Below are 13,486 nucleotides of genomic sequence, written 5' to 3' on the forward strand. Positions count from 1 at the left end.
TGGAGGGCAATATGACCGAGAACACTGCCGACAAGGCCAAGGACTTCGCAGCAGACGCCGCGGACAAGGCCAAGGACTTCGCCGGGGATGCCAGCGAGAACATCAAGGACTTCGCCGGGGATGCGGCCGAGAAGGCCAAGGACTTCGCCGAGGACGCTACGGAGAACATCAAGGAGTTCGCTGAAGACGCCATGGAGCATGCAAAGGGACTTGGCGCCAAGATCACCGGAATGTTCAAGCACGAGAAGTAGTCACTCGGGTTTCACGACTGGGTTTAAAAAAGGTGGCAGTTGCCTGAATACGGGCATTGCCACTTTTTTTATGCCCTTGGTGCAATCGCTGGAAGCTGGGCCGGGTGGAGCAGCGTGGAGGGGAATTACCGAGATCCCTGCCGATCACGGTGAAAACATGTCACGGTGATTTCCGTTGAAATAATTTGGTAACGAATTGATGCAAGCGCTTGCACTATGACGGTTGTTCTTACTAGTGTGATCTAAACCACTCAGGGGCGCATTGGTTAGCTGCGTGCCGCATGTTGGGGTCCGTTCACTTTTAGGAGTATGAGCATGGTGCGTAAGATATCAAAGATGTACTTGCCATTGGCAGCTATTGCAGCGGCCGCTATGGCACTGTCCGCCTGTGGTGGCGGCTCTGGCGGCGGTGGGGGCGGGGATGCCGGCGGTGACGCAGGGGCGAACCTCGACGGTCGCGGCCCCATCACGTACGTGCAGGGAAAGGATAACTCCAACGTTGTCCGTCCACTGCTCGAGAAGTGGAATGCGGCCCACCCGGATGAGAAGGTGACGTTCAAGGAACAGTCCGACAACGCCGACCAGCAGCACGATGACCTGGTGAAAAACTTTCAAGCCAAGAACGTAGACTACGACGTGGCCAGCGTGGATGTCATCTGGACAGCTGAATTTGCTGCCAGGGGCTGGCTGCAGCCGTTGAAGGACACGATGGCAGTTTCCACAGAGGGCATGCTGCCGGCAACTGTGAAGACCGGAACGTATAACGAAGTGCTGTACACACTCCCGCAGACCTCCGACGGCGGCATCTTGTACTACCGCAAGGATCTGGTCCCCACTCCTCCGAAGACCTGGGACGAAATGATGGGTATGTGCCCCATCGCCAAGGACAACGGCATTGACTGCTATGCCGGACAGTTCGCCCAATATGAGGGGTTGACTGTCAACGTTGCCGAGGCCATCAACACCCAGGGCGGGGAGATCATCGGCAAGGACGGCAAGCCCACCGTCAACTCGGCGGATGCCAAGGTTGGGCTTGGAAACCTCGTCACTGCCTACGAAAACGGGAACATCCCCAAGCAGGCACTGACCTATCAGGAAGAGCAGGGACGGCAGTCCTTCGAAGCTGGGAAGCTCTTGTTCCTGCGCAACTGGCCCTACGTCTACAACCTGGCCAAGACGGATGGTTCCTCCACGGTTAAGGACACGTTCGGGATTGCCCCGCTTCCCGGCAAGGACGGCCCCGGTGCTTCAAGCTTGGGCGGGCACAACATGGGTGTGAGCGTGTACTCCAAGAACAAGGCAACGGCAAAGGACTTCCTTACGTTCATGACAAGTCCGGAATCGCAGAAGTTCTTCGCCACCCAGGGATCCCTGGCGCCTGTCCTCGGCGATCTGTACGACGATGCCGAGCTTGTTAAGCAGCTGCCGTACCTGCCTGTTTTGAAGACATCCATCGAGAACGCCGTTCCGCGCCCGGTGACGCCGTTCTATCCCGCAGTGACCCAAGCGATCCAGCAAAACAGCTTTGCCGCCCTGCAGGGCAGCAAAACTGTGGACCAGGCGCTGACTGATATGGAAGCGGCCATCTCCACCGCTGTCTCCAAGTAGTCCACTGTCCTGCTGTCATCCATAGGGTGGCAGCGGGACGCAAGTGAAACGCAGTTCCGGTCCCCGGTGCGTATGCCAACAATCTGCTGTTGGCATACGCACCGGTGGGGCTGGAATGCAAGAGCCTATATTTTTGGGTCTTTCCCCGTGAGGTCTGGGACCGGCAAGACCGCTGCACCCAGAGGGTGACAGCAGCAATTTGAAAGTGCTGAAAGGAGCTGGCATGTCGACACATTTAGACCCGGCGGTCAAAAGTAGCAAGACGCCCGGCAGCAAGGAGGTCGGGGCGGACCGCAAGGAGAAAACCCAGGGGCGGCTGGCTGCAATACTGATCACCCCGACAATGGTGGTCCTTGCGATCGTGATCGCCTATCCGGTGGTCAATGCAATCATCATGTCGCTGCAGCAGGACGAAGGCCTGGATCCGGTAACGGGAACCTTTGTGGCGGGTGGCTTTGCCGGCTTCGCCAACTACATTCATTGGATTTTTCAACAATGCACCGGACCGGGCGGAACCACCGTCAGTTGCCCGCCGGGAACATTGGGTGCACAGTTTTGGTCGGCCACAGGGGTTACCTTCTTCTTCACGGTGATCACAGTCTTCTTTGAGACGATCCTTGGCTTCTGGATGGCACTGATCATGGCCCGCGCCTTCCGTGGCCGCAGTGTGCTGCGCGCGGCGGTACTGGTGCCATGGGCCATCCCCACCGCTGTCACCGCCAAATTGTGGTTCTTCATTTTCGCCTTTGACGGTATCGCCAACACCTTGTTCCACACCTCGATCCTATGGACCGGCAGCGAAGGGCCGGCCCGTGCAGCGATCATCATCGCCGATATCTGGAAGACCACGCCATTCATGGCGCTGCTTATTCTGGCAGGCCTGCAGATGATCCCCGGGGATATCTATGAAGCGGCCAAAGTGGACGGTGCGTCCACGTGGCAGCGCTTCCGGATGATCACCCTGCCCTTGGTGAAGCCGGCCTTGATGGTCGCAATCCTGTTCCGCGTGCTTGATGCACTGCGCATGTACGACCTGCCGGCGATTATGACAGGAGGCGCCAATGGAACCACCACACTGTCGATTTTGGTGGTCAACCAAATTCGGATCGGCTTCAATTCAGCCGCGGCCCTTTCCACCATCACGTTCTTGATCATCTTCATTGTGGCGTTCATCTTCGTTAGATTCCTGGGTGCCAACGCCGTCGAATCCGCCAGTGGTGAAGCAAAGGGGAAGCAGAAATGAGCACTTCAACAGCCACAGGCGATGCCCGCACAGCAGCGGCGAAAGGGGTGGCTCGCAGGCGGGTGATGTGGGCCAGTTCCCGCACCTACATCAGTGCCGTTGTCATTGTTGTTTGGTGTCTCCTTCCGTTCTACTGGATGGTGGTTACCGCCTTCCGGGACGTGGGCTACACTTTCGACCCAACCCCGTTCTTCACGCACGTCACCTGGGACAACTTCGCCACGGCGTTCTCCTCCGAGATGGGCAACCACCTGGACCGGGCTCTGCTGAACTCGTTGTTCATCTCCGGTGTCACCACAGCAGTGGCCCTGCTGTTTGGTGTCTTTGCCGCCTATGCACTCGCCCGACTCAACTTCCGCGGCAAGTTCATGGTGTTGGGTGTTGTCCTGGGTGCGTCCATGTTCCCCGGCGTTGCGATTGTGACCCCGTTGTTCCAACTGTTCACGAATATCAATTGGACGGGTACCTACCAGGCGCTCATCATTCCCAATATTTCCTTTGTGCTGCCGCTGACGGTCTATACCCTGACATCCTTCTTCCGGGAGATGCCCTGGGAGCTGGAGGAGGCGGCCCGCATTGACGGGTGTACGGCAGGGGAAGCCTTCCGTAAAGTCATCATGCCACTGGCTGCACCGGCAGTGTTTACCACCGCGATCTTGGCATTTATCGCCGCGTGGAACGAATACTTGATCGCCAGCATCCTGTCCAACGATGCCACGCAGACAGTCACGGTGGCCATCGCGAGCTTTGCCGGATCCCAACCACACCAGGAACCCTACACAGCTGTCATGGCCGCTGGCACCGTGGTCACTATTCCCCTGGTGGTACTGGTCTTGATCTTCCAGCGCAAGATCGTGGCCGGACTTACCGCAGGGGCGGTGAAGTAGGCCATGGCAGGGAGCAAGCGTGCAGATAGAAAGCAGCAGAAACAAGATGGCCTGCACATACCCACAACTCGGCAAAAGAGTGCCGAGGATTTTGACATCATCATCGGCTTTCTTGGGTTTTGGGCCGTGGTGCTCTTCGGGATAACGCTCTGGTTGGAACTCACCGGCCAGCCGGCCCTGATGTGGGCCATGGGACTGCTTCTGGTCTGCCTTGGATTGTGGGGAATGATCAGACTTCGCCGCAAGCTCCCCAAGCGGCGAGGTAAACGACCGCTCTAAGCGCAGCTTTAGGCACGGCTTGGTGGACAGTGAAAGGAGCAGCCATGAGAGTCGGTATCGAAGATGTGGCCCAGCGGGCGCAAGTCTCCACCGCGACCGTTTCGCGTGCGCTCCGTGGACTTCCACGGGTCAGCCCAGCCACGCGGGCGCGGGTGCTGTCCGTGGCTCAGGAACTTGGCTACGTGCCCTCACGATCAGCGAGCGGGCTGGCGTCTGGACGGACTGAAACGGTTGGCTTGTTGGTGCCTTACGTTGACCGCTGGTACTTTGGCCATGCCATTGAGGGCGTTGACCAGGTGTTGCGTGACAGCGGCTACAACCTGCTCCTGTTCAGTTTGGGTGGTGGTTCCGCGTACGGGCGCCAACGCAGCTTCACTGAAACCATGGTGCGTAAACAAATTGACGCACTCCTGGTGCTCACCTTGGAACTCTCACCAGAGGAAGTGCTTCAACTCCACCACACAGGCATTCCAGTGCTGTCTGTTGGCGGACCTGTTGAGGGCTGCCCGGGGGTTTTTATCGACGACAGCGCTGCAGCACAAGCTGCCACGGAGCACCTGATCACACTGGGCCATCGGAAAATTGGCTACCTTCACGGGGGGGCCCAGGACGAGCAAGACTTCGAAGTGCCGAACCTTCGCACCGCCGGATTCGAGACTGCCATGTCACGTGCCGGACTTCAGCTGCGGCCCGAGTGGATGGTGCCTGGGAACTACACCGTGTCCGGTGGTGTCCGGGCAGCGGCGCAGATCTTCGACCTTGCAGGGGAAAACCCAACCGCTATTTTCTGTGGCTCGGATGAAATGGCGCTGGGAGTCATGTTTGAAGCGCAACGGCGCGGGATCCGAATACCTGCGGAACTTTCGCTGATCGGCATAGACGACCATGACTTTTCGGGACCTGCCGGCCTGACCACCATGGCCCAAAACCCGTGGGACCAGGGCCGGGTTGCCGCCACCATGGTGCTGGCTGAACTCGGTGGGGTCGCTGGGTCAATCCAGGAGAAGATCATGCCGTTCGCACTGCTCGAGCGTAACTCCACAGCGCCTCCTCAGTGCTAGACGGCACCCACGAACCGGGTCCTACTAACTGGCGTGCGCTAACTGGCCCGTGCCAGCTGTCGGATGGGCATCCAACGGTTGGCCAGCCGGCGGTAGGCGGCCGCGGCGCCGGTGAAGTCGCCGTCGGCCAGGCATTGCAGCCCCATGTGGACGTCAGCCGGGGAGTCGTCGGGGTGGACCCGGTTTGCCACTGGACCATAGTCAAGTTCGAGGACACCCCCGGCATCAAAACTTGCCAGCCAGTGGGACAGATCTTGAAGTTCAGTCAGCAAGTCCAGGTCCGGTGCCATCTGCCCGAGCATGTCCAGGAACCGTTCGGCCCTACCCAAGGCAATGGACACAGGCACCTGGATCCGCACGGTCAGGATCCGACCGTTGGCCTCGACAACTTCCATGCGGTCATTGGCATAGACAAGAGTGAACCAGCTAAAGGGGATACCCCACGTGGAGGAGCGTGTCTGCAACGGCATTTCATGTTGGTGCGTGGCGGCGGCCCGGGCCAACTCAAGCGCCCATTCCTCTTCTGAGAGCACCAGATTGGCCAAGGCTTCCATCGTTCCGTTAAGCAGCTCAGCGGCACCCGCTATCGAACGGGCCACCACCTGGTTCGGCGCATACAGCGGAGGTTCGCCCTCGCCCATGGTGAGCACGCGCACCCGGTCCCCGTCCGGCGTCGGAAGTGGGTTGGGGAGCGCGCGGCTCACCCTGCCCAGCGAATCGGCAAGCTCCCGTGCGTCTACGCTGACCGTGTTTTGGGCCGGGTCCAGCAGGCTTTCAAGGTAGCTGAACTCTTCTGCTGTGTAGGATTCGCGGGGCAGGTAGACGCGCAGGCACGAGACAAACGGGAGCTGCACACCGCCCAAATACAGCCCACCTGTCATGGGTTAGTCCAGCTCCACAATGACGGGGGCGTGGTCTGAGGCGCCCTTGCCCTTGCGTTCCTCGCGGTCAATTTCGGCGGCTGTGACGCGAGCGGCCAAGGCGGGGGAGGCCATGACGAAGTCGATGCGCATGCCTTCCTTCTTGGGGAAGCGCAGCTGGGTGTAGTCCCAATAGGTGTACACGCCGGGACCGGGGTGCAAGGGACGGACGACGTCGGCGAACCCTTCCGCTTCGAACGCTGCGAAGGCTGCCCGCTCGGGTTCGCTGACGTGGGTGAGTCCCTGGGTGCGGAAAAAGTCGATGTCCCAGACGTCGTCGTCCTGGGGGGCGATGTTCCAGTCGCCCATGAGTGCGATCTGGGCGTCAGGGTCCGCGCTGAGCCAGCTGGCAGCCTGGTTCTTCAGCTCGTCCAGCCACTGCAATTTGTACGGCATGTGCTCGTCTTCAAGGGCGCGGCCGTTGGGGACGTAGAGACTCCAAATGCGCACGCCGTTGCAGGTGGCCGCAATGGCGCGGGCCTCTTGGACGGGGTCCTTGCCGCCCTTGCCGAACGCGGGCTGGTTCACGAAGGTGCGTTCAACGTCCTCGAGCCCCACGCGGGAGGCGATCGCCACGCCGTTCCACTGGCTGAAGCCAAAGTGGGCGACCTCGTAGCCGTTGTTTTCAAAGAGTTCCCAGGGAAAGTTCTCGTCCTTGCACTTGGTTTCTTGGATGGCCAGCACGTCGGCGTCGGTGCGGCGCAGCCACTCCTCCACACGGTCGGCACGGGCTCTGAGCGAGTTCACATTCCAGGTAGCAATCTTCACGTCTCCAAGCTATCAAGTTAATGCTGCCGGAGGTTGAGGCAAACGCCGGGTGCTGCCCATCGGCGTGCAAGAGACTGAAGAAATCCCGCCCCCTCCCCGACGCTCCCGCACTTTCCGGGGTGTAATGCTGAACGCTCCTCCACTGGCGTGAAGGAGCGTTCAGCATTACACCCCGATTGGTGCGGGAGCGTCGGGGAGGGGGCGAGGGTGGTTCCTGCGCAGGCTGTTATTTCCACCAGGTGTCCAGCAGGGACACTGGTGTGGTGCGTTTGTGCCGGCTTTGAAGGAAACGGCGTTCGATTGATTCTGCCGCTTCTTCGGCGATGGTCTTTCCCTCGAGGTAGTCGTCGATGTCGTTGTAGGAGATGCCCAGCTCGGCCTCGTCGGTGCGCCCGGGCACGCCGTCGAGAAGGTCCGCCGTGGGCACCTTGTTGTAGAGCCGCTCGGAGGCACCCAATTGCTTCAACAGGGCCCTGTTCTGCCGCTTGTTCAAGGTGTACAGCGGCAGGATGTCAGCCCCGCCGTCGCCAAACTTGGTAAAGAAGCCGGTGACTGACTCTGCCGCGTGGTCGGTGCCAATGACGAGCAGATTGGATTGGCCTGCCAGCGCGTACTGGGCAATCATGCGCGAACGGGCCTTGATGTTGCCCTTGTTGAAATCACTGACGTCCTCGGTTGCAGTCTTGGCGAACTCGGCCTCGAAGCCGTCCACTGCCGGGGCAATGTTGAACGTCCACTCGGTTTTGGCATTGATGAACTCCATGGCGGACTGCGCATCATCCTCGTCGTGCTGAATGCCGTAGGGCAGCCGCACGGCGATGAAGTTGGCCTCGACTCCTTCTTGCGCCAGTTCTTCCACGGCCAGCTGCGCCAACCGTCCGGCCAGGGTGGAATCCAATCCGCCGCTGATGCCCAGCACGTAGCCGCGCGTGCCCGTGGCCTTGAGGTAGTCCTTTAAGAACTGGACCCGCCGGACAATCTCCGCAGCTGGGTCAATCAGGGGCTGGACGCCAAGTTCACCAATGATCCGTGCCTGTAGTTCGCGCATGGGTCAAGCGTAACGTTTGGGGAAACCAAATGAGAGACGTGATCTGAGGGGAAGGAGGCAGGCGCTATACCTGTCCGTTTCGACGACGCTGCGTCCGCGCAATTACAATAAAGCCCATGACCTCCACACTTGCCGCAGACCGCGCCCGCCTGCTCGAACTCATCAAGGAACTCGCCGTCGTCCACGGCAAGGTGATCCTGTCCTCCGGCAAGGAGGCCGACTACTACATCGACCTGCGCCGCATCACCCTCCACCACGAGGCTTCCCGCCTGGCCGGTCGCGTCATGCTGGCGATGCTGGACGACGCCGGCATCACGTTTGAGACCGCCGGCGGCCTGACCATGGGTGCAGATCCCGTCGGAACGGCCCTGATGCACGCCGCCGCCGACGCCGGCCGCGCCATTGATGCGTTCGTGGTCCGCAAGGCACAAAAGTCCTACGGCATGGGCCGCCAAGTCGAAGGCCCCGGCGTTGACGGGCGCAACGTCGTCGTCCTTGAAGACACGTCCACCACGGGTGGATCCGCGCTGACCGCCGTTGAAGGTGTGCGCAAGGCTGGTGGCAACATTGTGGCCGTGGCCGTGATTGTTGACCGCGACACCGGTGCCAAGGAACGCATCGAAGCTGAAGCCAACGTCCCGTACCTGTTCATCTTCGGCAAGGACGAGCTGGGCCTGGACTAAGCCGGCGGCATGCTTCGGCGGCCCGGAAACCAGTTCACCACCATTTGAAAGGACACTGTTGGCTAAGCTTTATTTCCGTTATGGCGCCATGAACTCGGGCAAATCGACGGGGTTGCTGCAGGTGGCGTACAACTACGAGGAGCGCGGCCAGCGTGTGCTGCTCGCCAAGCCCGCCGTGGATACGAAGGGCAGCGGCGAGGTGGTGTCTCGGCTCGGCATTTCGCGGGATGTGGACTTCCTGGTCCAGCCCGAAGATGGCATCCGGGCCCTGTTTGCGGCGCACGCGGCGGGCGATGACCCGGAAGCCCTGCTGGAACATGTCGAAGTGGCGCCTGTGGCGTGCCTGCTCGTTGATGAGGCACAGTTTCTGACCGCTGAGCAGGTGGACGGGCTGTTCCGGATTGCCGTGGAAGACGGCGTGCCGGTCATGGCGTACGGAATTCGCACGGATTTTCGGACTCGGGCGTTTCCCGGCTCCGCACGACTGCTGGAGATCGCACACGCTCTGGAAGAGTTGAAAACCATCTGCCGCTGCGGACGCAAAGCCCTGTTCAATATGCGCCGAATTGGTGACAAGACCGTGTTCGACGGCGACCAACTGGCCATTGAAGGTGCTGACGTTTGGTACGAGTCATTGTGCGGCAGCTGCTATTTGGAAGCATCCGGTGGGCGGCTGCAGGTCTGATCAGGGCCTGAAACCCGGTCCGGGGGCCGTTCCGGTCCACGGACGTCGCTATAGCAACGTCTGAGGACCACAACAGCCCCCGGAGCTGCAGGGAGAGCCTAAATTTCGTGGATCAGGTCCGCCACGGAGGCAAGGGCTTGATCCGGGCGGAACGGGTAAGCGTCAACATCCTCAGGCTGCGTGATGCCGGTGAACACCAAAACGGTGTGCAGCCCGGCTTCCATACCTGCAATGATGTCGGTGTCCATGCGGTCGCCGATCATGGCGGTCGTTTCAGAGTGTGCCTGGATCCGGTTCATGGCGGAGCGGAACATCATCGGGTTCGGTTTGCCCACAACGTACGGTTCACGCCCCGTGGCCTTGGTGATCAGTGCTGCCACGGCGCCTGTGGCCGGCATCGGACCCTCCTTGGAAGGTCCCGTGGCGTCGGGGTTGGTGGCGATGAAACGGGCGCCGTCACCAATGAGTCTGATGGCCTGGGTGATCGCCTCGAACGAGTAGGTGCGCGTCTCTCCCAGGACCACATAGTCCGGGTTCTGGTCGGTGAGGATGAAACCGGCCTCGTGCAACGCCGTCGTCAATCCAGCCTCGCCAATGACAAAGGCGCGCCCGTGCGGCAACTGCGACTTCAGGAATTGGGCGGTCGCCAACGCTGACGTCCACAAATTCTCCTCCGGTACGTCAAGGCCGGATGCCTTCAGCCGGGCAGCCAGGTCGCGCGGGGTGAAGATGGAGTTGTTGGTCAGCACCAGGAAGCGCTTGGAGGTATCGACCCAGCGTTGGATCAGTTCGGCAGCGCCGGGAACGGCCTTGTTTTCGTGAACGAGGACACCGTCCATGTCCGTCAGCCAGCACTCGATGTCGGCGGGCCGGCGGTTTTGTACTTTGCTCATGGTCTCTCCTGGGGTGGCGGAAGCAGCTAGGTCAAGTCTTGCAGATCTGCCCCGGTACACGGGAACAGGACAGCGGCTAAAGTTAACCGGTGAGTATTTCCAGCGACACCTCTTCCCCAGCACCCGACTACGTAGAACCGCACCATGAAGTGGGCGTGGGCCCGTGGGAGGGCGAATGGCCGCAGGGGGAGCACTGGGACCCGGAACTGCTCGCCGAGGGCGACCGGCGCAATGTGCTCGACGCCTACCGTTACTGGACCATGGATGCCATTGTGGCCGAGTTGGACACCCGCCGCCACGACTTCCACGTGGCCATTGAAAACTGGCAGCATGACATGAACATCGGCACGGTGGTGCGCACGGCCAACGCGTTCCTGGCCAAGGAAGTGCACATCATCGGACGACGGCGGTGGAACAAGCGCGGGGCGATGGTCACCGACCGCTACCAGCACGTTCGCCATCACCCGACCGTGGAGGACTTTGTGGCTTGGGCGCAGGGTGAAGGGCTGGCGATCATCGGCATCGACATCTTCCCGGATTCCGAGCAACTGGAAACGTACGAACTGCCCCGCAACTGTGTGTTCGTGTTTGGGCAGGAAGGCCCCGGCCTGAGTGCGGAAGTGCATGCAGCGGCACAGACGACGCTCTCCATTGAACAATTCGGTTCCACCCGCTCCATCAACGCCGCCTCCGCTGCAGGCATCGCCATGCACGCGTGGATCCGCCGGCACGTTTTCAACCAAAAAGTGGGCTAAAAATAGTGGCCGAATAATTTCTTCCTGATTTTTCCCAGAGGGTAGCCAGTGAATTGGGTGTGGGTTTAAGCTCGCCTTATGCGGACACATAGGGTGCCCGACTGTTGAAGGACCTCTGATGAGAATGTCATTCAGACCACTAAAATTTACCAACAAAATTTTGGCCATCAGTGCTGCCGTGGCGTGTGCCTTGGCGATGGGGGCCGGCGGGGCTGTGGCAGCGCCGCCTCCCGCACCTGGGGCCTCGTTCCCGGGTGCCGTACCCAGTTGGGCACTACCAGCGAACAGTCAAGGCGCCGCAGCCGCCGACGTCACAGTTGAAGCAGAAATATACCTACCTCTGAAGGATCCAAAGGGTGCCGTGGACCTGGCTGCGACAGTGTCCAATCCGAACAGCAAAAGCTACCAGAAGAGCCTGTCCCCATCTCGATGGATTAGCCGCTTTTCACCCAGCAAGGATGACTATGCAGCCGTTGTGAGCTTCCTCAAGGACCGTGGGATGACCATCACAGGGACCCCGGAGAGCCGGCTCTACGTCGTGTTCCGAGGTACCGTCTCGCTGCTGAACAACGCATTCAACACACAACTGAACAACTACGATCTGCACGGGACTACTCTGGTTGGCCCGGCCATTGTGCCGAGCCTCCCTGCTTCCATCGCCAGTAAGGTAGCTGGCATTTCCATTGACCAGAGCAGCCTCATGACCCGGCCGGACTACATGCGCCCGGGCGACGGCCTGCCGGTGACCCCGCAGCTGCGCGGCGCCACCCCGAAGGCGGAGACAGCCGCGTGCTCCAACTATTGGGGACAAAACACCACTGCGATTCCGCAGGCATACGGCAAGACGACGGCCCCGACCTTCATCTGTGGTTACACGCCAAAACAAATCCAGTCCGCCTATGGCAAGGACGCTGTGGCAGCGGCCATGCCGGGCAACAGCGGCCAGCAAGGGCACGCCCCTGACGGCAGGGGTCAAACCGTGGCCATCATTGACGCATACGCCTCGCCCACCATGCTCTCCGACATCAACAACTACTCGGCCAGCTACGGACTTCCGCAGATGAATTCACGCAGCTACCGGCAGCTTGTGCCCTCACCGGACGAGTTCCAAGACCAGGTGCTGTGCCAGTTCCCCAGCGGCTGGCAGCCTGAACAGGCCTTGGACGTCGCCTCTGTGCACGGCACCGCGCCGGGCGCCAACATCCTCTATGTGGGTGGTTTCAACTGCGGCGGCGGCCTGGACCTGGCCATGTCCAAGATCCTTGACCACAAGCTGGCCACCATTGTCAGCAACAGCTATGGCAACGAAGGCGAGACGCTGTCGGCCAACGCCGTCGCCGGTGAGGTCAACATCCAGCTGCAGGCCGCCGGTGAAGGAATCGGCCTGTACTTCTCCAGCGGTGACAGTGGAGACGAGAGTATCAACCTCGGCTACACAGCGCCCGACTTCCCCGCCAGCTCACCCTGGGTCACTGCCGTGGGCGGAACCAGCCTTGCGGTGAACAGGAATGGGTCCTATAACTTCGAGAGTGGATGGGGTGGAATTCTGGACCAGATTACCGATGGCGCCTACACCGCCCCCCTCCCCGGGGACATCTACGGCGGAGGAGCAGGCGGCGGTGTGAGCGCCATCTTCGCCCAACCGGTCTACCAGAAAGGTACGGTGCCGTCCTCCCTATCCAAGGGCATGCGGGTAGTTCCGGACATCTCCTCTCTGGCGGACCCCTACACCGGCTACGTGATCGGCATCAGCCCCATCAATGACGACACCACGTTGACCACTGATCCCTACACCACCGAAACCTACGGCGGCACGTCCTTGGCGTGCCCGCTGACCGCCGGCCAGATGGCAGTCGCGCAACAGCTCAGCGGCCAAACGCTGGGCTTTGCCAACCCTGTTATTTATGCGGTAAACAAGGCGAGCAGCAAGGTATTCCAGGATGTGGTTCCGTTGCGGCAACAACCCGCCCTGGCCTACACCAGTGCCCGAAGCGGCAACCAGTACCTACTCTCCATGGACATGGACTCCTCGCTGTTCACGGCCAAAGGGTACGACGACGTCACTGGCGTTGGGAGCATGAGCTACCGCTTTGCGCTCGCGATCAGCCAGTGGAACCGACCCTGCCGGCACGGCGGGTGGTGCTGACACCAACACCAGACCTGTACCAAGGCTCGACGGCGACCCCGGCACCCAAGCCGAGGCCGCCGTCGTGCGTGGAAAATGCCACAGACTTTGATTGCCGCTTCATGTTCTTCGACACTTCGTGTGCACTGGCTAAGATAGGAGGAGCCATGCAGGAGTTGGCCCGTTGCCAGCCTCCCAGCGCCGTTCTGCCATAAGGAGCTTTCAATGCCCATTGCAACACCGGACAAGTATGCCGAAATGATTGACCGTGCCAAGGCTG

Annotated in this window: 14 protein-coding genes; 10 read left to right on the forward strand and 4 right to left on the reverse strand. The window is 60.7% G+C overall.

The window, feature by feature from the left end; all coding sequences use genetic code 11:
- Positions 1-11 precede the first annotated feature (11 nt).
- The 6 genes from Q4P21_RS09510 to Q4P21_RS09535 all read left to right on the forward strand — a co-directional run bounded on the left by Q4P21_RS09510 (position 12) and on the right by Q4P21_RS09535 (position 5,329).
- The gene (locus Q4P21_RS09510) at positions 12-251 is read left to right on the forward strand and encodes a hypothetical protein (protein WP_303388534.1); all 240 of its coding nucleotides are present in this window, start codon (positions 12-14) and stop codon (positions 249-251) included.
- A gap of 315 nt (positions 252-566) precedes the next feature.
- Positions 567-1,859 carry an ABC transporter substrate-binding protein gene (locus Q4P21_RS09515; protein ID WP_303388535.1) on the forward strand — a complete coding sequence of 431 codons (1,293 nt, stop codon included), beginning with the start codon at positions 567-569 and terminating at the stop codon, positions 1,857-1,859.
- A gap of 223 nt (positions 1,860-2,082) precedes the next feature.
- Entirely contained in the window at positions 2,083-3,102 is a 1,020-nt protein-coding gene (locus Q4P21_RS09520) for a carbohydrate ABC transporter permease (protein ID WP_303388536.1), read from the forward strand.
- The gene (locus Q4P21_RS09525; protein WP_303388537.1) at positions 3,099-3,989 is read left to right on the forward strand and encodes a carbohydrate ABC transporter permease; all 891 of its coding nucleotides are present in this window, start codon (positions 3,099-3,101) and stop codon (positions 3,987-3,989) included. Before Q4P21_RS09520 ends, Q4P21_RS09525 begins: the two co-directional genes overlap by 4 nt.
- Before the next feature lie 3 nt (positions 3,990-3,992).
- Positions 3,993-4,268 (forward strand): hypothetical protein, encoded by a 276-nt coding sequence (locus tag Q4P21_RS09530; protein WP_303388538.1) that lies wholly within the window; start codon positions 3,993-3,995, stop codon positions 4,266-4,268.
- 44 nt (positions 4,269-4,312) lie between these two features.
- Positions 4,313-5,329: a LacI family DNA-binding transcriptional regulator gene (locus tag Q4P21_RS09535; RefSeq protein WP_303388539.1), complete on the forward strand. Its 1,017-nt coding sequence runs from the start codon at positions 4,313-4,315 to the stop codon at positions 5,327-5,329.
- Between the two features lie 38 nt (positions 5,330-5,367).
- On the opposite strand, the gene Q4P21_RS09540 is transcribed toward Q4P21_RS09535, so the two are convergent.
- The 3 genes from Q4P21_RS09540 to nadE all read right to left on the reverse strand — a co-directional run bounded on the left by Q4P21_RS09540 (position 5,368) and on the right by nadE (position 8,065).
- Entirely contained in the window at positions 5,368-6,210 is an 843-nt protein-coding gene (locus Q4P21_RS09540) for a hypothetical protein (RefSeq protein ID WP_303388540.1), read from the reverse strand.
- Positions 6,211-6,213: 3 nt separating this feature from the next.
- A complete protein-coding gene (locus tag Q4P21_RS09545; protein ID WP_303388541.1) occupies positions 6,214-7,017 on the reverse strand; it encodes an exodeoxyribonuclease III in 804 nt (267 codons plus the stop codon).
- 226 nt (positions 7,018-7,243) lie between these two features.
- A complete protein-coding gene (gene nadE / locus Q4P21_RS09550) occupies positions 7,244-8,065 on the reverse strand; it encodes an ammonia-dependent NAD(+) synthetase (RefSeq protein ID WP_303388542.1) in 822 nt (273 codons plus the stop codon).
- A 116-nt stretch (positions 8,066-8,181) separates the two neighbouring features.
- Between nadE and pyrE the strand changes: the two genes are divergently transcribed.
- Together pyrE and Q4P21_RS09560 are read left to right on the forward strand one after the other, a co-directional pair.
- A complete protein-coding gene (pyrE, locus tag Q4P21_RS09555) occupies positions 8,182-8,748 on the forward strand; it encodes an orotate phosphoribosyltransferase (RefSeq protein WP_303388543.1) in 567 nt (188 codons plus the stop codon).
- Between the two features lie 58 nt (positions 8,749-8,806).
- Entirely contained in the window at positions 8,807-9,433 is a 627-nt protein-coding gene (locus Q4P21_RS09560) for a thymidine kinase (RefSeq protein ID WP_303388544.1), read from the forward strand.
- A 98-nt stretch (positions 9,434-9,531) separates the two neighbouring features.
- Here Q4P21_RS09560 and Q4P21_RS09565 read toward each other — a convergent pair whose 3' ends face one another.
- A complete protein-coding gene (locus Q4P21_RS09565) occupies positions 9,532-10,326 on the reverse strand; it encodes an HAD-IIA family hydrolase (protein WP_303388545.1) in 795 nt (264 codons plus the stop codon).
- Between the two features lie 89 nt (positions 10,327-10,415).
- Between Q4P21_RS09565 and Q4P21_RS09570 the strand changes: the two genes are divergently transcribed.
- Positions 10,416-11,081 carry an RNA methyltransferase gene (locus Q4P21_RS09570; RefSeq protein ID WP_303388546.1) on the forward strand — a complete coding sequence of 222 codons (666 nt, stop codon included), beginning with the start codon at positions 10,416-10,418 and terminating at the stop codon, positions 11,079-11,081.
- A 124-nt stretch (positions 11,082-11,205) separates the two neighbouring features.
- A complete protein-coding gene (locus tag Q4P21_RS09575; protein ID WP_303388547.1) occupies positions 11,206-13,227 on the forward strand; it encodes a protease pro-enzyme activation domain-containing protein in 2,022 nt (673 codons plus the stop codon).
- Positions 13,228-13,486 lie beyond the last annotated feature (259 nt).

This window comes from Arthrobacter sp., assembly GCF_030540645.1.
Taxonomy (GTDB): domain Bacteria; phylum Actinomycetota; class Actinomycetes; order Actinomycetales; family Micrococcaceae; genus Specibacter.

Coding starts and splice junctions, on each gene's coding strand:
- Q4P21_RS09540 (WP_303388540.1), bottom strand. CDS start 6,210: ATGACAGGTGGGCTGTATTTGGGCGGTGTGCAGCTCCCGTTTGTCTCG.
- Q4P21_RS09515 (WP_303388535.1), top strand. CDS start 567: ATGGTGCGTAAGATATCAAAGATGTACTTGCCATTGGCAGCTATTGCA.
- Q4P21_RS09535 (WP_303388539.1), top strand. CDS start 4,313: ATGAGAGTCGGTATCGAAGATGTGGCCCAGCGGGCGCAAGTCTCCACC.
- Q4P21_RS09530 (WP_303388538.1), top strand. CDS start 3,993: ATGGCAGGGAGCAAGCGTGCAGATAGAAAGCAGCAGAAACAAGATGGC.
- Q4P21_RS09520 (WP_303388536.1), top strand. CDS start 2,083: ATGTCGACACATTTAGACCCGGCGGTCAAAAGTAGCAAGACGCCCGGC.
- Q4P21_RS09510 (WP_303388534.1), top strand. CDS start 12: ATGACCGAGAACACTGCCGACAAGGCCAAGGACTTCGCAGCAGACGCC.
- Q4P21_RS09525 (WP_303388537.1), top strand. CDS start 3,099: ATGAGCACTTCAACAGCCACAGGCGATGCCCGCACAGCAGCGGCGAAA.
- Q4P21_RS09575 (WP_303388547.1), top strand. CDS start 11,206: ATGTCATTCAGACCACTAAAATTTACCAACAAAATTTTGGCCATCAGT.
- Q4P21_RS09565 (WP_303388545.1), bottom strand. CDS start 10,326: ATGAGCAAAGTACAAAACCGCCGGCCCGCCGACATCGAGTGCTGGCTG.
- pyrE (WP_303388543.1), top strand. CDS start 8,182: ATGACCTCCACACTTGCCGCAGACCGCGCCCGCCTGCTCGAACTCATC.
- nadE (WP_303388542.1), bottom strand. CDS start 8,065: ATGCGCGAACTACAGGCACGGATCATTGGTGAACTTGGCGTCCAGCCC.